This is a genomic window from Candidatus Poribacteria bacterium, assembly GCA_026702755.1.
GTDB lineage: Bacteria > Poribacteria > WGA-4E > WGA-4E > WGA-3G > WGA-3G.
The window spans coordinates 127,924-146,642 of the sequence record JAPPBX010000001.1 but is presented as its reverse complement, the minus strand read 5'-3'; the positions used below and the strand labels follow the sequence as shown (position 1 = coordinate 146,642).

General features: G+C 49.3%; 14 protein-coding genes. 9 read left to right on the top strand and 5 right to left on the bottom strand.

Going from position 1 to position 18,719, the window contains the following annotated elements; all coding sequences use genetic code 11:
• Positions 1 to 52: 52 nt before the first annotated feature.
• Positions 53 to 751, bottom strand: a complete 699-nt coding sequence (locus tag OXH39_00630; GenBank protein MCY3548936.1) for a phytanoyl-CoA dioxygenase family protein — start codon at positions 749 to 751, stop codon at positions 53 to 55.
• 262 nt (positions 752 to 1,013) lie between these two features.
• On the opposite strand from OXH39_00630, the gene OXH39_00625 reads away from it, so the two are divergent.
• From OXH39_00625 to OXH39_00605, 5 genes are all read left to right on the top strand, one after another.
• Complete coding sequence (locus OXH39_00625; protein MCY3548935.1) at positions 1,014 to 2,618, top strand: N-acetylmuramoyl-L-alanine amidase; 1,605 nt, start codon at positions 1,014 to 1,016, stop codon at positions 2,616 to 2,618.
• Positions 2,618 to 4,696: a family 10 glycosylhydrolase gene (locus OXH39_00620; GenBank protein MCY3548934.1), complete on the top strand. Its 2,079-nt coding sequence runs from the start codon at positions 2,618 to 2,620 to the stop codon at positions 4,694 to 4,696. Before OXH39_00625 ends, OXH39_00620 begins: the two co-directional genes overlap by 1 nt.
• A gap of 193 nt (positions 4,697 to 4,889) precedes the next feature.
• Positions 4,890 to 6,350, top strand: coding sequence for a sulfatase-like hydrolase/transferase (locus OXH39_00615; protein MCY3548933.1), 1,461 nt, complete (start codon positions 4,890 to 4,892; stop codon positions 6,348 to 6,350).
• Between the two features lie 148 nt (positions 6,351 to 6,498).
• The gene (locus OXH39_00610) at positions 6,499 to 8,406 is read left to right on the top strand and encodes a hypothetical protein (protein MCY3548932.1); all 1,908 of its coding nucleotides are present in this window, start codon (positions 6,499 to 6,501) and stop codon (positions 8,404 to 8,406) included.
• Between the two features lie 60 nt (positions 8,407 to 8,466).
• Positions 8,467 to 9,669 (top strand): hypothetical protein, encoded by a 1,203-nt coding sequence (locus OXH39_00605; protein MCY3548931.1) that lies wholly within the window; start codon positions 8,467 to 8,469, stop codon positions 9,667 to 9,669.
• A 51-nt stretch (positions 9,670 to 9,720) separates the two neighbouring features.
• Here OXH39_00605 and OXH39_00600 read toward each other — a convergent pair whose 3' ends face one another.
• Genes OXH39_00600 through OXH39_00590 form a run of 3 tightly spaced genes read right to left on the bottom strand, consistent with a single transcriptional unit; the run spans position 9,721 to position 11,479 of the window.
• On the bottom strand, positions 9,721 to 10,533 hold the full coding sequence (locus OXH39_00600) for a hypothetical protein (GenBank protein ID MCY3548930.1): 813 nt from the start codon (positions 10,531 to 10,533) through the stop codon (positions 9,721 to 9,723).
• A 23-nt stretch (positions 10,534 to 10,556) separates the two neighbouring features.
• Positions 10,557 to 11,057 (bottom strand): HIT family protein, encoded by a 501-nt coding sequence (locus OXH39_00595; GenBank protein MCY3548929.1) that lies wholly within the window; start codon positions 11,055 to 11,057, stop codon positions 10,557 to 10,559.
• Between the two features lie 17 nt (positions 11,058 to 11,074).
• Entirely contained in the window at positions 11,075 to 11,479 is a 405-nt protein-coding gene (locus OXH39_00590; protein ID MCY3548928.1) for a VOC family protein, read from the bottom strand.
• Between the two features lie 240 nt (positions 11,480 to 11,719).
• Between OXH39_00590 and OXH39_00585 the strand changes: the two genes are divergently transcribed.
• From OXH39_00585 to OXH39_00570, 4 genes are all read left to right on the top strand, one after another.
• Positions 11,720 to 13,177, top strand: a complete 1,458-nt coding sequence (locus OXH39_00585) for a sulfatase-like hydrolase/transferase (protein ID MCY3548927.1) — start codon at positions 11,720 to 11,722, stop codon at positions 13,175 to 13,177.
• Between the two features lie 36 nt (positions 13,178 to 13,213).
• Positions 13,214 to 14,077, top strand: a complete 864-nt coding sequence (locus tag OXH39_00580) for a phytanoyl-CoA dioxygenase family protein (protein MCY3548926.1) — start codon at positions 13,214 to 13,216, stop codon at positions 14,075 to 14,077.
• A gap of 168 nt (positions 14,078 to 14,245) precedes the next feature.
• Positions 14,246 to 16,204, top strand: a complete 1,959-nt coding sequence (locus OXH39_00575; GenBank protein MCY3548925.1) for a hypothetical protein — start codon at positions 14,246 to 14,248, stop codon at positions 16,202 to 16,204.
• A gap of 25 nt (positions 16,205 to 16,229) precedes the next feature.
• A complete protein-coding gene (locus OXH39_00570) occupies positions 16,230 to 17,630 on the top strand; it encodes an amidase (GenBank protein MCY3548924.1) in 1,401 nt (466 codons plus the stop codon).
• A gap of 1 nt (position 17,631) precedes the next feature.
• Here the strand turns inward: OXH39_00570 and OXH39_00565 are convergent, their stop codons facing one another.
• Positions 17,632 to 18,660 carry an SMP-30/gluconolactonase/LRE family protein gene (locus OXH39_00565; GenBank protein MCY3548923.1) on the bottom strand — a complete coding sequence of 343 codons (1,029 nt, stop codon included), beginning with the start codon at positions 18,658 to 18,660 and terminating at the stop codon, positions 17,632 to 17,634.
• Between the last annotated feature and the right edge of the window lie 59 nt (positions 18,661 to 18,719).

Sequence of the window (18,719 nt, the reverse complement as noted above, 5' to 3'; positions counted from 1 at the left end):
TTTATGAAAAAAGTTTTTCGGACATCGCTTGCGAATTGTAAATAAATTTACATCAATACAAATCATTTCCGCGGTAAGGTCGCGTACCGCGGACAAGCACCTTCTTTGGATTATCTCCCGACGCGAGTTCGTCTGCACTGTGGTATCCGAGCGTCATACTCATCCGCGTCCTATCTGTGCGATTGATTCCAGCCGAGTGGATTATCATGCTGTCAATAGCGAGCAAACCGCCTGCTGGCATCGGTAACGGAATGGATTGGCTCGCTGCAATTTGCTCAATCGCTTCATCTTTAAGGTGTGCAAAAGCAGGTAGGTGGTGCGACCCTGGGACAACTCGCGTGCAGCCGTTTTCTAAATTTGTTTCTTCCAAATAGATGAGGACAGTTGCAATCGTCCGGGACCAGTGGCGGACATCGCGATGGAGCTCAAGCGAATGCGTCGAACCTGCGTCTCGAAGATAGACGTGATTGTGACGATTCAGAACAAATTCTATATTTGAGCCCAATAATGATTCCAACGGGTTGAGAATTTCATCGCAAGTGATGGTCTCCTGGAAGATACCGCCGCGCTGCCAAACAGCAGAAATTCGGATAATCCTGTCGCCTTGTCGTGCCACAGGCTCCACGGCATCTGCCATGTCTTTCAACGCCGTTGCTTTAAGTGCCTCTACATGATCTTTAGAGAGTTGCGTCGGAAATTTAATGAAGCCGTTGTGCCGAAACAGTTGAATTTCCTGCTGAGTGAGTTCCATCGGTTCTCCTTATATTATGTTCAAAGTCAATTGTGAGATGTTAGTTTAACATGGATTGAAGGGGAAATCAACAGGGAAATAGATGTGTCGAGTTTTGTTGGAAGGCGCAGCATCCCTTGCTGGCGAGGTTTAAAACCTCGCCAGCGGCGTGCGTGCCGTAGGTCCTAACAATTTAGTAACGAAAGATGAAGATATTTCGTTTTATTTCGTAGTATGTAAACTAAAAATTGAGAAAAAAAACAGCCCGCAAGAGGGGAAGATTATGAAAACGTATTGTTCTTACCTGCTGGTCCTATCTTTGATGGTGTTGTTTGGGTGTATGAGCATGCCCAATTATAAGGAGGCGGCACAGCGTCATTCTGCGTACACGAGCGAACAGACGTATGCCACCGCTGCCGAATGGCGTGCGCTCATTTCAGAATTTCAGAAAATTATTGACGCGGATCCCCAAGGTCAAATGGCAGATGATGCACAATACGCCATCGCTTCCAGTTGGGCCTGGAGCATCAAAGCTGGCGACACCCAAGCACCGTGGCTGGCAATCCAAGCATTCCAAGAACTAATTCACATCTATCCTACCTCGCAATATGTGCCGCAAGCACACTATTGGTTAGGGCGTTGCTACGACTATGTCGGCGACGATTATCAAGCTATCACGCAATATCAGCTTGTGGAAAATCGCTATCCAAACTCTGAAGTATCTGACCCTGCTCGGTTGGAATTAGCTCGTGTTTATACGAGACAAGGTTACCTCACACGTGCTAAAGTGCTTTATCATAATCTCATAAGGTCTTCAACCAATCAGGAAATCGTTGTCGCTGCCGCTGAGGAGCTACAGCCACTCAAAACCCAACAAGAGCCGATAGTGTTACCACCGTCTGAAAATGAGGTTCACGTACAAGCGCAACCGCAGTCAAAACCGAAACCAAAGGGTGAGGTTCAAGTACAACCGCAACAAAAACCACAACCAGAACCGGGACCAAAAAACGAAGTTCGAGTCCAAGTACAACCGGAACCAAAAAGTGAGGTTCAAGTACAAGTTCGATCACAACCAAAACCGAGACCAAGACTGGGACAGGAACCCGCGGCACCGATTATCGGTACAAAACCGTTAGTTCCCGAATCATTGACGCGTGAGTTTGGGTTAACCGCGAAAACGATAGTTATTGATCCCGGTCATGGAGGAAAGGATCCCGGAGCATTCGGTGGTAATACCCGGAAAGAGAGGACTATTGTTCTCAGCATCTCGAAAAAGCTTCGCGAGATTTTAACGCAAAGAGGCTACACTGTGCTGATGACACGTGATACCAATCGTTTCATTCCGCTTAGGGACCGCACTGCGTTTGCGATTCAACACAAGGCGGATCTCTTTCTGAGCATTCATGCCAATGGTAGTGAGAGTTCTAAAGCAAGGGGTATCGAAACCTATTATCTGGATGTCGCCAGTACGGACAAAGCATCGGAAATTATAGCCGCGCGCGAGAATGCAGACTCTGGCTACAGTATCCAAGAATTGGAAAAGTTACTGAAAGGGATAATACAAGAGAGCAAAAGTGAGGATAGCAGGCGTTTGGCGGGATACGTCCAGCAGGCATTGGTGCAGGCTACCGGGGCGATTGACCGCGGGGTCAAACACGCGCGATTTGTTGTTTTGATCGGAACAAACGTGCCTGCTGTTCTCATTGAGACCGGATTTGTGTCGAATCCGACAGAAGGACGGAAGCTCACAACACCGGCATATCAGCATAAGATCGCCACTGCTATCGCCGAAGGCATTGATAGGTTCTTGGGGAAGAGACATGAGACATCTCGCGTTGAAAAGCGAACCCGAAAGCTTGCATCGAAAAATTTTGAGAGGTACAGGTAATGTTTTTAACTCGTGTTGTAAGCCAAAACCTATCGTGTGCCATCATAGGGATCTTCCGATCGCAGCTCCGTGAAACTACCAATAGAAGGTGTTGTGTTCCAATAGTCTTTTTCGCGTGTGCGTTTCTCTGGAGTACCAATTGGTTCAACTTCGCTGCTGCGCAACCGGCAAAGATTGCGATTGTTTTACCAGCATCAGGTGATGTTCAATACGCTCGTACTGTCAGCAAGCGGTTCAATCAGATGCTTAACAGCATCGGGTTTACTGCCGCTGTGCTTGAGGAAGCCTCGCTTTCCCAAGCGCAGCTCAAACCTCGCCGATTGGTTATTCTTCCCTTAAACACTGTTGTTACAGCACAGACCGCGAAGTTATTAAAAGGTTTCGTCGCGGGTGGCGGCAAACTTTTCGTAACTTATAGTTTAGCGGATGCGGTAGCACCGCTCCTCGGTTTGCGTCAAACGGGTTGGCTGAAAGAAGAGGCACCGGGGCAGTTTTCCACAGTTCGTCTCAATACCTCTGAAATACCTGATATGCCTGCATCTATCAGACAGGCATCGTGGAACATTACGGTGGCAGAGCCAACAACACCACGGACGAAGATTATTGGGTATTGGCATAATGCCATGGCGGAGTCGACCAGTTTGCCAGCTCTCTTTGTAGGTGAGGCAGGGGTGTTCTTCAGCCACATTTTTCTCCCAGACGACATTCAGACCAAGACGCAGTTGCTTGCTGCGCTTCTGGGGCATCTCATTCCAGAATTTCGGGACACACTCGCCAAGCGGGCAATAGAGGCAATAACGAACATTGGACATACAGAAGGGCTTGAAGCGTTAAGGGCATTTGCCCAGCAAAATGGCATCTCGGAAGCGGAACAGGCTTTGAAAACAGGTGAACTTATGATGGCGAGAGCGCGCACTGAATATGAGCACAAGGTTTACAATGCAGCAATAACCACAGCCCGCGCAAGCCGTGAGGCGTTCTCAAAAGCCTATTTCTTGTCGCATGTAAGTGTTGAAACAGAGGGACGCGCCGTATGGAATCATTCTGGACTGGGCGCGTATCCGGGTGATTGGGACCGGTCTGCTAAGGAATTAACCGCAGCAGGCGTGAACATGATTCTTCCAAACATGGCATTGGCAGGCGTAGCACATTATCCGAGTAAAGTCTTACCGCAGAGCAAAACTTTTGCGCAATACGGGGATCAGTTGGCACAATGCATCGCGGCGGCACGTAAGCACAATTTAGAGGTCCACGTGTGGAAGATTACGTGGAATTTGGAAGGCGCGCCGGAAGAATTTATAAAAAAGATGCGAGAATCGGGACGGACCCAAGTCTCAGCGACTGGAAAACCGATCAACTGGCTTTGCCCTTCACATCCAGAAAACGTTCTTTTGGAATTGGAGAGCATGTTGGAGATTGTAGCGAATTACGATGTTGATGGTATCCATTTGGATTATATTCGTTATCCCGGAAGCCACGCATGCTACTGTCAAGAGTGCCGTAAAAGATTTGTGCTTGCAACGCGATTGCGAATTGATGAATGGCCCGCCGCTGTTTTACCGAAGACTGGGATTTACAGTGACAAGTATGTTGAGTGGCGGACGCAGCAAATTACGCGCTTGGTTCGCTTACTCCACAAGCGGGGACGCGAGGCGAACCCTAATCTCAAAATTTCTACGGCAGTCTTTGGAGGTTATCCAGCATGTGTAACCTCTATTGGACAGGATTGGATCGCATGGGCAAAAGCCGGTTATGTCGATTTCGTGTGTCCGATGAATTATACTGAAGATACAAACTATTTCACAGAATTGCTTACCAATCAACTTACGCTGATGCCTAAAGAGGTTGCGGTTTATCCCGGTATCGGTGCGACTGCTTCTAATTCGCTACTTACACCAGATGCGGTGGTTGAGCAGATTTACCTCTCACGCTCCTTGGGGGCTTCAGGATGGACGATTTTTGACTATTCCGTTGACATTTCTGGGACTGTGTTACCTGCTCTCGGAATGGGTGTCGCGAAGTCCAAAGCAAAACCATCGCATGCTTCTTCTCGTCTGAATCAGGATTTTCAGGATTAAAGAATTTTCAGGATAAGAGAATGACTGTGTGATCTTCCAGTTAACGTAGTTTCGCATTTCTACCTCACCTAAAAATCCACTTGCACATCGCCGCGAAGTCGTGTAAACTATTAACTCAGCAGGGCAATAGCACAGTTTTAATTCCCAGAATCCTACAAATCCTAATTTAGACAACGAGGAGGGTTTTTACTTAATGGCTCAAAGACCGAATATTCTCTTCTTGATGAGTGACGAACATAGTCCGCACGCTATAGGCTGTGAAGGCAATGACATTGTCCAAACACCGAATCTTGATCAACTCGCCGAATCTGGAACCTATTTTGAAAGTGCTTATTGCCAGGTACCGCTCTGCACCCCTTCCCGAATGTGTATGCTAACAGGAAAACACGCCCATCGATGTTCGGCGTGGAATAACGGCTCCATCCTGTTTCCTGAACACCTCACGATGCCCGCACATTTCGCACAGCACGGCTATGCGACTGCGCTCGTTGGGAAGATGCACTTCGGTGGAAAAGAACAGAGCAACGGGTTTCAGTCTCGACCTTACGGCGACCTGCGCGGATATGCCGGACATCAAACGGATCCATTGAAGACTCCATCTGGGAAACGCCCGCGAACACGATTGGCAGGAATCACTGAAATCCCGACAAGCATGCTGCAAGAACGGGTTATCAATACAGAAACGCTTGAATACTTAAGGTCCCAATCGTCAGAACAGCCGTGGTTCCTGCTTGCAAGTTACAGTCGTCCACATTTCCCTCTCACGGCACCCAAACGGCTTCTTGATAAGTATTGGCCCGATAATATAGATATGCCTAACATTCCAGAAGGACATTTGGAACAAACACACCCCTTCGCGAAAGGTTTACGGGACAACTTCAACACAGAGGAAATCCCGCCCGAAGAAGCCCGAAAAGCGCGAGCGGCATACTACGCCTGTTGTGAATTCCTTGACGAGACCGTTGGAGATCTGCTCGCACTTTTAGAACGCGATGGCTTTTTGGATAATACTATTATTGTCTATACGACAGATCACGGTGAGATGGCGGGTGAACACGGACAGTGGTGGAAATCCAGTTACTACGAGGCAGCGGCGCGGGTACCTTTAATCGTCTGGGACAATCAGCTCCAACAATCACACGGCTCACGAGTGACAGCACCTGTTGAACTGAATGACCTCTTCCCAACGCTATGTACCAGAGCCGGTATTCCTATCCCTGAGGGTTTAGACGGTGCAGACCTGACGAACCTTATGTCCGGTAATGCCGAGGGGTGGCGCAACACTGCAATCACCGAATACTGGTCGAACCAGACTACAGGACCGATGCGTATGCTCCGAACGCCTCGCCATAAATACGTCGCCTTTCCTGAAGACGAATCTATTCTCTTTGATTTGAAAAAAGACCCGGATGAATTTGAGAACCTCGCAGGACAAGCGGACTATAGCGAATTAGAGGCATCCCTACATGAGCGGCTCATGAATGGTTTCTCATGGGAAAAGGTCGCAGAGCAGATGGAAGTTGATAAAGTGCGAAGCCAAGATTTCAAGGAACCGTGGGGTCAAGGCACGCCGAATCAGTATACATTACCTGATGGTCGTGTTGTCGATGCTGAAACTTGTCTCTATCGTCCTTCAGTGCGAGACGAAAGTTAAAAGCAAGATTTTGAACCGATAACAAGAATGGGAGACACGTACACGCTTGGCTGTCAACACGTTTAAAGACAATTTTGGGGAAACTAGCAGGTCCCACCAGAAAATCCGATTTCCTGCTATCCTCGTAGGGCTGCTCTTAGTAGGTGTAATGTGTGCAATCACTCCCTACAACAACTATTTCCTACAAAATACCAAGATCGCAGGCAATCATCTCCCTGTTGGTTCAATCTTCGGACTCCTCATTCTGGTATTCCTTGTCAATCTGCCGTTGCGTAAGTTGATGCGGAGTAGGCGTTTTGTCTTCTCCGCATTGGAATTAACCGTCATCTGGATGATGTTAATTGTCGCAGTCGGCATTCCGTCAATGGGTTTGTTGCAATTTTTGCTTCCATCCCTTGTTGCGCTGCGCTACTTCACGACAACGGAAAACGATTGGGCAGAAACGCTCCACCCACACGTTCCAGAGTGGCTTGTTGTCACAGATTCTCGCGCTGTAACAGATTTCTATGAAGGGATTTCCCCGGGTGAAAGTGTCCCCTGGATGATATGGCTCAAGCCATTGCTTGTCTGGGGACTTTTCGTTCTGGTTTTCTATTTCACAACACTTTGTCTGTCTACAATTCTCCGAAAACAGTGGGTGGAACGCGAAAGGTTCTCGTTCCCATTAATTCAGATTCCGGTACAACTTGCTGCGGAACCGGCGCGCGGCACGCTTCTCAATACCTTTTTCAAAAGCAGACTCCTCTGGGCAGGGATGGCACTACCAGTGGTGTTGCACCTTATCAACGGGTTGCATGCGCATTTCCCACAGGTGCCAGAGATCCCGCTTATTTACAATATCTACGCCGTTTTCACCGAAAAGCCGTGGCATACGCTTGGATGGTGGCCCGCGATGCGGTTCGTCATCTATTTTTCTGTCATCGGGATAGCCTCTTTACTCACGCTTGAGGTTTCGTTTAGTCTCTGGTTCTTCTATCTCTTTTTCAAACTCCAGTATATCATCATGAATGCGATTGGACTCAGCATCGGTCCGTGGATTAGTTGTAGCCGTCAAGTGATGGGAGGCTATCTCGTTTTTGTCCCCGCGGTTTTCTGGATAGGACGTGAACACATCGCATCGGTTTTTAGGAAGACCTTCGGTCTGGGGCATGCGAGGACAAGTCATACTACCTTGGCTGGGCAACCGATAGACGATTCCAATGAACCGGTTTCGTATCGCGTCGCACTCCTTGGATTTCTCTTCGGGTTTACTATTCTGGTCATCTTTTTTGTTGTTGCAGGCATAACGACGTGGGTCGCGGTTGTAACGCTGCTCTCTATCTTTATCACGTCTATTGTGCTGTCATGGATGGTCGTTAATGGTGGATTGTTGCTTGTACAGGCACCTTTTTTCCCTTCAGAATACATTGATATTACTTTGGGCTCCAACGCGTTAGGGCATAAGAGTCTCGCCATTCTGAGTTTCCAACGTACCTTTTTGCGTGATTGGGGCGAGTTTATGATGCCAAACTTCCTTCATAGTTTCAAGGCAGCAGATGAGGTGAAACTCGCTCGTCGGCGTATTATGCCGATCCTATGGGTCGCAATTATCTTCGCGCTCCTTGTGTCTGTTTACGCCTCGTTGACGCTAATTTACGGTAAGGGTGCCCTGTTTTTACAGAGTTGGTCCTTCGTGGTCGCGCCACGCAACTATTTTCAACGGATGAGCAGCCTCATCCAATTCCCTATTGAAACAAAGTGGGACGAGGTGTACAGTATGATTGCTGGTGCTGGGTTTACGGGGTTTATGCTCTGGATGCGGCAGAACTTTGTCTGGTGGTCCTTGCATCCGATCGGTTATCTCCTCGGAGCGACGTATCCACCCTTTCACCTCTGGTCCTCAATTCTGATTGGGTGGTTCATTAAGTATATGGCACTGAAATTTGGCGGTGCCTCAACGTATCGAAAAATTCGACCTGTTGCGTTCGGCTTGATTTTCGGCGAATACGTGATGGTGGGTCTCTGGATGATAGTTGGATTGTTCACTGGAATCGGTTATTTTGCACTACCATCGTGATCTGTGGCAATCGTAAACTGCCCCTACCATTAAGATGAAACTTTTATAAGGAAGGACATTATGCCCTGCAATGAAAACAATCTCACGGCTACGTGGAAAGAACGTGCAAAAACCCGACATACCGTTGCGGGGATTCGGACATGGCATGTCAACCTGAACCCTCGTGCAATGCCCAGTTTGGGGTTTGCCAAAGGGCAGTGGCAGAAACCGACGACTCAGACGGCACATGTTGATTGGCGCGGTCCCTTCGCAACGCAAGCAGGGGCGTTAATCGTAGAAATAACGACCGATAAGGGTTTGAAAGGATACGGTCTCGGTGGTGGCGGACTTGCAGGTGCGCTGATTATTGAGAAACACCTCCAACACTTCGTCATCGGACGCGATCCGGTTGATGTTGAGGAGATATGGGAACATCTGTATCACATCACCTCAATTTACGGACGACGCGGCTTGGTTATTTATGCATTGAGCGGTATAGAACTCGCGCTTGTTGACTTGTGTGGGAAGATTGTGGACGCGCCTGTCTATAGTCTTATTACAGATACACCACGCCTTAAGATTCCTGCTTATGCCACGGGTGGCGATGTCGGTTATTATGCAGAGAACGGGTTCGCCGCTTGTAAGTTGCCCTTAAGGAATGGACTTGCGGAAGGTGAAGATGGCTTTGCAGAAAATGTGGAAATGATAAATGTCGCACGGGATGTCATCGGTGCGGATGTCGAACTGATGGCAGACATCTATCTCCGTTGGGATGTAGACTATACGCTCCGTTTCGCCGAGGCAGCTGCTAATATCGACCTCAAATGGATTGAGGAGCCTATCCCACTTGACGACTACGCAGGCATGGCACAATTGGTGCGCGATGTGCAACCGATATGGATTGTCTCCGGTGAACATGAATTCACGCGATACGGGTTTCGCGAATTGCTGCGGTGGAAAGCGGCTGATATGATTCAGCCCGATATAAGTTGGGCGGGCGGTTTTACGGAGTGCCTCCGAATTGCACGTGAAGCCGCTGAGCAGGACATTCCAACGTGGCTCCATCAAGCTGGCACGCCGTGGGGTTTACATCTCACCGCGTGCCTTCCGATGCCGTGTATGGCAGAAACCTTCGGTCCTTCTCGCGATGGCGTTGAAAATGAGTTATATCGCCGTTTACGACCAGAGTCTCGCGATGGATTCTTCTATCTCAACGATGCGCCCGGCTTCGGCGTGGATTTGGACGAAGAGTTGTTAGAGGCATACACAGTTGATCGGTTGTAGATAAGCTGCAGCGGACCCGGTTTGAAACTCGCATCACAGATATGCTCCTGGTTATTTTTCCTTCATTCGTTTAACGGCATCCAATTTCGTTTGTTGCCAATCGGTCCAATCTTTCTTTCCTTCATAGCGGACGACATCGTGGATCGTTGCGCGTGGTTGGTAGGTAATATAATTTCCTGTGTGCCATGCAAGATTCCGATAGACCATGAAATCTCCCGGTCCCAGATGCACCTGAACGGCTCCGGGAAACTGTCTGCAGTGCTCTAAACAGTATCGCTCAGCTTCAGCGTTAGATTGTCCTTCTGCGGGTTTCCGCAACTTCGGGTCTTTTGTTGATTGTTCTTCACCGGGCAGATCCCACTGGCGTAGATGGCTACCTGGGACAAACCACGTACAGGAGTCCGCATAAATCGCGCAGTTGACTTGGTTGAAGTGACGCAAGTCGTGCCAGACTTCCGCCAACTTTGCGTTGACAATCTCATCCCGCGCTTCCAGAGGAACTTCGACAACACCATCTCGGTGCCAACCGATGTGCCACGGATACTCAAGCGGCTCAACGAGGAGGCCCATAATGTCAACGTGACCATGCGTATAATCAGGACCGAGCAATTTTTCGATAGCGTCTCGGAGTTCCGGCAACTCTGTGTAATCGTAGAAAGGCTTCAGGTCCAGTTCATCGCCGTAATTGGAGAGTGGTTGGATGCGTTGCGTCTGCGGTCCGTTGAGTTTATGTGCCAAATCGCGTGCTTTCTGTGCTTCTCGGCGCAAATCCGTGAGCAACGATGGTGGAACAATTCCTTGAAAGATGAGATAGCCTTGCGAGAGGTATTCATTAACCATGGAATCTTGAAATTGAAATGCCATAGTGCTTCCTAATACAAAGTAGTTTATTGTGTTTTAAAATTCAATTTTACAAGAGATGCGATTTCTTCTGCGCGCTTCCAAGAGACTGTTACTTTCCGCTTCATCTCTAAGTTTTCGGGCTGTAGTGCCGCGATATGTGGTGGTCCACTACCCCAATCACTGGATTTTCGACGCGGGACGACATGAACGTGAAAGTGCGGAACCTCCTGCAAACTCGTTACACCGTTATTCTGATAAACGGTGATGCCATCTGGATTGAAAGTTTCAATCAAGGCTTTAGCGGCTGTTCGTACCTTATTCATAATTTCAACGGCTTCATCGTCTGTCAGGTCGAGAATTGTTGGAGCGTGTCGGCGCGGAATCACCAGCAATTGCCCGATTTCAAATTGCCTTTTGTTGATGAACGTAAGCGTCTTTTCAGTTGCGTCGATGATATGTCTGATTTCGCTACGTCCAGCGGCTAACTCGCAAAATGGACAAGGATCCCATATCGGCATCTCAAATCGGGCAAGGGTACGGCTCATGCTTCGTGATCCTCCGGTTAGACCGACACGCCACGCCATTCGTCCTTCGCACATGTAATATCGACAACATTTCCATCAGGATCAGCAACCTTGAAGGAACGTTCTGGCGGTTTATTATCGTCGATTTCATCTCCTTTTTTCACGTTATCCATAATCAATTCAAAACCACCGTCCCGAAGGGTGTTGTAAATGCTCGGTAAATCTTCAACAATGATACCGAAGTGGATAAACTCTGTGCCTTCCTCAAACGGTGGACGTTCTGTCCCGTTGTATTGGAGGATCGTCATGTTCAGCGTGCCGTCCGAGAGGTCTAACCCACCGCGTCCTCGATATCCTACAAACGCAAAACCGATGGTTTCATAAAAACGACGGGAGGCTTCCATATCCTTCGTCCGTAGGGCGATGTGTCTCAAAAATGCCATTGTGTTTGCTCCTTTTTGATGGAATACGTTCAATCTGTCAAAGGCTTATTGGAATTAGGCTTTATTTTATAACAAAAGATTTTCAAATGTCAATAGGAACGTGCATATCTTTAAAAGCATTTATGGTGAATTATCAAAATTCTTGTTGGGTACCTCTTGTGGTGCCTGTAAACTCTTGACAAAAACCGATATGTGTTTATAATGAAAACAAATCCGCCCAAATGTGACGAAGGAGTTGCGATGCACACACCAGGTCCGAATCTGCTCTATATACATTCCGACCAGCACAACCCTTACGTAACCGGTTGTTACGGTGATCGGTTGGTCCAGACACCACATCTCGACAATCTTGCTGCCGAAGGCGTTGTGTTTGAAAACGTCTATTGCCCGTCTCCTATCTGTGTACCGTCTCGGATGTCAATGTTGAGCGGGCGTTACCCTTACGAGAACGCTGTGTGGACCAACAGCCATGTGCTTGATTCCGGGATTCCCACTTTTGCACATGCGATGGGCGCGGCGGGGTATCAGCCTATGCTTATCGGACGGATGCACGCACTCGGACCGGATCAATTACACGGGTACACTGACCGCCTCGTTGGGGACCACGGACCGAATTATCACGGTGGACGAGGGGTTGACCACGGTGAACTGTCTGGAACAGCCGGACCTGCGCGTGTCAGTCTTGAAAAATCTGGGGCGGGTCAGAGTGCGTATCAGGTTCACGATGAAGACGTGACTGCTGCAACAGTGGATTATCTCAATCGGCTCGGTGTTCAGAAACGGGCGGGACTTTTGGATACACCCTTTTCAATCTCCGTTGGGTTTATGTTGCCGCATCAACCTTTCGTTGCGAGGCAGGAGGATTATCAACTTTATGACGGGCGGATGACGATGCCCCAAAATCCTGAACCCTTTTCAGAAGCGTTGCATCCCTACTTCCAGTGGTGGCGTGAGAAGTGTGGGATTATTGAGGTTTCCGATGCGGAGATTATCCGCGCGCGCACGGCGTATTGGGCGTTGGTAACTCGGATGGACGTGATGATTGGGCAGATTTTGGGGGCACTCCGAGAAAACGGGTTGGATGAGAACGCCCTGATCCTCTATAGCTCGGATCACGGCGAGCAGGTCGGTGAGCATGGGCTTTGGTGGAAACAGACATTTTATGAGCATTCAGTGAAGGTCCCTGCAATTTTGTCGTGGCGCGGCACTTTACCGGAAGGCGTGCGATGCGATCGCGTTGTCAGTTCATTGGATTTGAATGCGACGATGCTTGATGCACTTGGGGCACCTCCGTTACCGCATTCCCGTGGACGAAGCACTTTACCGCTTCTCCGTGGTGAGGATACAGATTGGGAGGACATCGCCTTCTCTGAATACTGTACCGATGACGGCTGCTACCATCGGATGGTTCGAGACGGAGATTGGAAACTTAATTATTATCACGGGCAACCGCCGCAGCTTTTCGACGTTAAAGAAGATCCAAACGAGTTACATGACCGCGCAGATAATCCAGTGTGCCGAGACATCTTAGTGCAATTGACTGAGAAGGTCCTGGATGGTTGGGACCCAGATTGGGTCGCAGCGCAAATAAAAGCAAAGCGCGCGGACACACAAATTCTCGGTCGTTGGGGACGAAATACACAACCAGCAGATCAATACCGTTGGAGTCTGCTACCAGAAATGGATTATCTGGATTGAGTTAAGAATAAGATAACCTTTAAGAGGAGAGACAACATGGCAAACAGTCCAATACTCAAAGGTGAGCCTTTTAGCGAAGAGAAAACGAAACAGATTGCTGAACAATTCTTCCGTGATGGATTCGTACATATTCCGGGGGTGCTGACCGATGGAGAGGTCGCCGCACTACGGGATAAGTCTGACGAATTTTTCGCGGATCCGGAACTTATGGAAATAACGAATCCAGAATTGGCGGATGTCAGGTATATCCAAATGGGGGCGCATGCTGAATCCAAGGAAACGCTACCCTTCATTTTACGGAACACGATTGAACTCGACCCAATCTTCCGGGATATGCTCCTCCGTGAACCAATTCTAAGTTTGGCAGAGGCGATCGTCGGTGAGAACTGCAAGTTTTGTGGGCAAAATGTGCTTCGGAATCTCCCCGGTCTCTCGATTGACACGTGGCATGTTGATGGCTCAGTGCACTTCCCCGTTACCGAAGATATGCCGCGCCACGATCCGCGCCTACGGATGCCTGTGATGTGGTTTACTGTCCAGATGGCGTTGAACGATATCGATACAATCGAGGAGGGACCGACGCAATACGTGCGCGGCAGCCATTACTCTGGCAGACATCCGAACAATCAGGAGAACCCAGAATTTGAAGGGAATAAACCTGTCTCTATTTTCTGCAAGGCGGGCGACATCTACCTACAGGACCCACAGTGTTGGCACCGCGGCGCACCAAACCTTTCCAATAAGACCCGTTACATTATACAATCGCAGTACGCAGCGTACTGGGCATATTGGCGATTCAGTCTTTGCAACGGTGTACCTGTGCCTGAAGAGGTGCTGCAAAATGCGGATGATCGGTTAATAAATCTCTTAGGACGACCGCGTGTGAGTGCCTTGAATTAGTTGCCTAAGTAGATGAAAAATCCCACCGCTGTGTGGTTTGCTCCCTTGAACAGAGTCCTTGGAGCGTCCGTGGTTCGCTTGTAAACTTCTTTGTGGCGTTGGCTGTTTAAGTTGTCAAGTGAAGTGGTTTTCGTTGCTCAAACAACCGTCAAAAAGAGGAGCGGACAGATGATACGAAAAAGGATCTTACCTGTTATTTGGATTGTTACAACCGGGTTTTTTATCGGTTTCGTACCGCTGATTGGGGCGGATGTGAACGCTGCGTCTAACGAGAACGACTGGGTACCAACCAACGGTCCCTATGGTGGGCATATTGACACACTCTATGTCACGCCTGAAGGCGTACTTTTCGCAGGAGTGCGGGGCGCAGGAGTCTTCCGTTCAGTTGATCTTGGTGATTCTTGGATTCCTGTCAATGTTGGATTGCCCTTTGAACCGGGGGAAGGTTATCTCTCTGCCTCAGCCTTTGCACAGAAGGGTGGGACCCTCTACGCTGGCAGTGTCGGACTCTATGCGTCAACTGACGGTGGGGACACGTGGAACCACGTTCCGACTCTCCAAACGTATATGTCGGTTAGTGGTGTTGTGATTATTGGGAACCGCATATACATTAGCACGTTGGAGGACGGTGTTTGGTATTCGGATGACGATGGCGATTCGTGGATCCCGATGAACGATGGGTTGGAAAACATGTCAATTCGTGAATTCTCAAGAATCGGGACAACTCTTGTCGCTGGTACAGAGAATGGGGCTTTTCGCAAAAAAGCGCATGAGAACTCGTGGACATCCATCAATGCCGGTTTTGTCGAGCAACCGATGAATATGGAGCCGATCAATAGTGCGCGGGTTGCATCCGGATTAGATCCGGTACCGATGGGACTTTTGCCGTCTGGATTACGAGTCGATTCGTTTACTGCCATGGAAAATATGCTTTACATCGGCATACTTATCGGTGGGGACAGCGGAGACAGTGGGTTTTTCCGTTCAGATGACGAAGGGGATACATGGACGCGCATCACTACTGAAGAAATGACGCATACTGTTGAGGCATTGGCATCATTTGGAACAACACTCTACGCGAGTACGTTTGGTGGTGGGGTTTTCTGCTCGGAAGATAGCGGTGATTCTTGGACAACAGTCAATGATGGCTTAACAGATCAAACAGTTTCCGCATTGCTGGCAGTGAGTGAGGACACTGTCTTCGTTGGGACGTTGGGTGGTGGTGTCTTTCGCACAACGGATGGTGGTAATTCTTGGGTGGAAGCCAATACAGGATTGATGGGTACATCCGTCAGTGAATTAGAGGTTGTTGGAGATAGGATTTACGCAGGCATAGGGCATAGGCTTGTCTACTCAATTGACGGTGGAGAATCGTGGCAGCCTGTCCAAATTCCGCCGCCACCGATTTCATATCATTTTTCGGCTTTATCTGAGGTCGGTGGAAAACTTTATGTCGCAGCTACCAGATTTGCCCCTGGCGATGTAGTGGGTGGGATTTTCCAAGTGGATGAAGTGCGCAACTCGTTGATTGAAGTTAGCACCGATAGGGAGTTGTACGCGATCGAATGCATGGAAATCGTAGGTTTAACCTTTTATGTCGGCACCCAGGGCAGCGGCGTTTTCCGTTGGACACCGGGGTTGGATTCGTGGGAAAGTCTCGGTTTGGAAGGGCACTTCATCACGGCGTTATCGGTAAATGGGAAGAAAATCCATGCTGGAACTCCGCGGGGCGAGATTTTTCGTTTGGAAAAGACAGGAAAATCTTGGAAGTCTATCAGTTCAGATATGTCGGATAGTTTCATATCAGATTTAAAATGGGTTGGATCGACACTCTACACAGCAACTTGGGGTAAAGGAATTTTCCGTTCCACCAACGACGGTAATTCTTGGACTTCACTACACTACGGACTGGGTGATTCATCATCGGTTATAACCATGGAAACAGTTGGCAGGGAGTCCTACGTAGGCACATATTATAAGGGCGTTTTCGAGTGGATAGAGGATAAAAAGTGGTGGAAACCCATTGGTTCTCTGCGTCGCCGGGTTGATTCGTTGGCAGTACTTGACGGTTTTCTCTACGCTGGCACAGACAGCGGTGGCGTGCTTAAAATTCCGATTGAGAAATAGGCAAATCGAAATAAGGAAGAAGAACATGCATGAAACACCACTTCACTTTAGAACTATTACCGAGATTGCGGAACAGATTGCGTCTAAGCAGTTATCGCCTGTGGATGTTACGACTGCGATGCTGCAGCGTATTGAAGAACTTGACGGTCAATTGAAGAGTTACGCGACTGTGATAGCGGAACAAGCGATGGCTGCCGCACAGGGGGCGGAACGGGAGATTAACGCTGGAACGTATCGGGGCCCGCTTCACGGTGTCCCTATCGCAGTGAAAGACCTCTGTTTCACAAAGGGTGTCCGCACGATGGGTGGCGTGGAAGTGCTCGCCGGGCATGTGCCTGCGTTTGATAGCACGGTCATCACGAAACTCGCTGCTGCTGGTGCGATCTTGCTCGGTAAGCTCAATCTGACCGAAGGTGCGATGGGCGGTTACAACCGTAATTTCGATATTCCTCAAAATCCGTGGAATCCGGATCGGTGGACGGGTTCATCGTCGAGTGGTTCCGGTGTTGCAACAGCAGCAGGGTTGTGTTTCGGTTCGCTGGGTAGTGATACCGGCGGTTCCATTCGCTTTCCTTCGGCAGCGTGTGGCGTTGTGGGGATAAAACCGACATGGGGTAGGGTGAGTCGTTACGGTGTGCTCGCGCTTGCTGAATCGATGGATCATGTCGGTCCGATGACGCGAAGTGTTGCTGATGCAGCTATTATGCTGGAGGCGATCGCTGGGTCTGACCCGAACGATCCGACTTCTCTGCCGGATCCTGTGCCGAATATGCTTGAGGGAATAGGGCAGGATCTACAAGGTATCCATATCGGATTTGACGAGAACTATGCGACAAAGGATATCGACACCGAACTTGCCGAGGCGGTGTGCGCGGGTGTGAAAATCCTCGCGGATCAAGGTGCTGAAATTGTTGAAGTCGAATTGCCTGACGTGGATGAGTATGTCTCCGCATGGCCCCTGCTGTGTTCTACCGAGGCGGTGGTGGCACACGCAGCGACCTATCCCTTCCGACGGGATGCCTACGGACCTTGGTTTCAAGGGTGGCTTGATATGGGGGCGAAAGCGACAGGCGCGGAATACGCGAAAGCGAATAATTTGAGAGCCGCCTGTACAGGGCACCTCAGACGAGTATTTGAGGAGATTGATGTGTTGGTGTGTCCATCGATGTCAGCACCGCCGCACGCCATCACGCCGGAGGTGTTATATGGACCGTATGAACCCCGGGAGCCAAAGTTCCAACGGTTTACCGTGCCGTTTAACTTCAACGGCGCGCCGACGCTATCTGTGCCGTGCGGCATGAATAGCGAAGGGCTACCGTTGAGCATTCAGTTTGTCGGGAAACATTTGACGGAGCCGTTGTTGTGTCAAGTCGGGCACGGCTATGAGAAGGCAACACCGTGGCACGACCTCCATCCCGATGTTTAAGCTACTTCTGTGGTAGGTGATACCCTTCTTTCATCGTTTGGATGCTATAGAGGCAATTTTCTGCTGTTATATAGAGCGTCTTGCTTGTTTTGCCACGTCCGAATGCTACGTTGGTGGGTTTATCCGGTGTTTTGACGTACGCCAGTTCTTCCCCTTCAGGCGTGTAGACGCGAACTCCGGGGCGTGTCTCATCGCGCACCGCCACAAAGAGATTTCCCTCAGCATCAACAACCATACCGTCTGGACCGTCCTGCGGCGCATAGTCAACAAGCATTTTTCGGAAAGTCGCAGTGCCTTTCGGTGAAAGATCGTAAGCGAGGAGTGCCATTCGTCCATTCAGCAACGGCACATCATCAGGAAAACTCCCCATCGCACCGTTGTCGTGACTGATGACGTAAAGGGTTTGCTGATCTGGAGAAACCGCAACACCGTTCGGTTTACCGGCATCCGTAACAACGAGGTGAACAGAACGGTCTGGATCGATCCGATAGACCCCAAAGATGGGTTGTTCAACGGGTTCATTTCCAGCGTACCGTGGATCCGTAAAATAGATACGTCCCTGTTCATCAATTGACAGATCGTTCGGTGAATTAAAGGGTTTGCCGTTATACAGACCGGCAATAATTTCGCTTTTACCGGTTTTCATGTCCGTTCGCGTAATCCTGCGTCCCCCGAAATCCGCACCTTCTGCAACAACCAAACGACCGTGCGCATCAAACTTCGTGCCGTTGGACATCCCACTGGGAGAACGGAAAATGGTCGTTTCTCCAGTCTCTCGGTTGTGTTTCCAGATATTGCCTGCTTGCATATCCGTCTGATCTGTGAAGGTGATGTCGCTGAAATAGACGGTTCCGTCTGGCGCGACGGAGACACCTTCTGTGAAATGTGCACCGTTGAATAGTTCTTTAAGTTCGGCATCTGGTGCAAAGATAGCGTCGCTGCCAGCAGTGTTCCCGATCAACGCGGGTGCTAACGCGAAACCTGCAGTAACGGCGCATACAATGGTTTGTGACACATTTAAATTCGACATACTTCACTCCTTCCAATTCCGTTTCTTGAATGAGACGATTTTAGCACACATCGTACAAG

What these genes read in the sequence shown, in the direction of transcription:
- OXH39_00585 (MCY3548927.1), top strand. Translation starts at nt 11,720, where the DNA reads ATGCACACACCAGGTCCGAATCTGCTCTATATACATTCCGACCAGCAC.
- OXH39_00575 (MCY3548925.1), top strand. Translation starts at nt 14,246, where the DNA reads ATGATACGAAAAAGGATCTTACCTGTTATTTGGATTGTTACAACCGGG.
- OXH39_00590 (MCY3548928.1), bottom strand. Translation starts at nt 11,479, where the DNA reads ATGGCATTTTTGAGACACATCGCCCTACGGACGAAGGATATGGAAGCC.
- OXH39_00630 (MCY3548936.1), bottom strand. Translation starts at nt 751, where the DNA reads ATGGAACTCACTCAGCAGGAAATTCAACTGTTTCGGCACAACGGCTTC.
- OXH39_00580 (MCY3548926.1), top strand. Translation starts at nt 13,214, where the DNA reads ATGGCAAACAGTCCAATACTCAAAGGTGAGCCTTTTAGCGAAGAGAAA.
- OXH39_00600 (MCY3548930.1), bottom strand. Translation starts at nt 10,533, where the DNA reads ATGGCATTTCAATTTCAAGATTCCATGGTTAATGAATACCTCTCGCAA.
- OXH39_00615 (MCY3548933.1), top strand. Translation starts at nt 4,890, where the DNA reads ATGGCTCAAAGACCGAATATTCTCTTCTTGATGAGTGACGAACATAGT.
- OXH39_00570 (MCY3548924.1), top strand. Translation starts at nt 16,230, where the DNA reads ATGCATGAAACACCACTTCACTTTAGAACTATTACCGAGATTGCGGAA.
- OXH39_00610 (MCY3548932.1), top strand. Translation starts at nt 6,499, where the DNA reads ATGTGTGCAATCACTCCCTACAACAACTATTTCCTACAAAATACCAAG.
- OXH39_00605 (MCY3548931.1), top strand. Translation starts at nt 8,467, where the DNA reads ATGCCCTGCAATGAAAACAATCTCACGGCTACGTGGAAAGAACGTGCA.
- OXH39_00625 (MCY3548935.1), top strand. Translation starts at nt 1,014, where the DNA reads ATGAAAACGTATTGTTCTTACCTGCTGGTCCTATCTTTGATGGTGTTG.
- OXH39_00595 (MCY3548929.1), bottom strand. Translation starts at nt 11,057, where the DNA reads ATGAGCCGTACCCTTGCCCGATTTGAGATGCCGATATGGGATCCTTGT.
- OXH39_00565 (MCY3548923.1), bottom strand. Translation starts at nt 18,660, where the DNA reads ATGTCGAATTTAAATGTGTCACAAACCATTGTATGCGCCGTTACTGCA.
- OXH39_00620 (MCY3548934.1), top strand. Translation starts at nt 2,618, where the DNA reads ATGTTTTTAACTCGTGTTGTAAGCCAAAACCTATCGTGTGCCATCATA.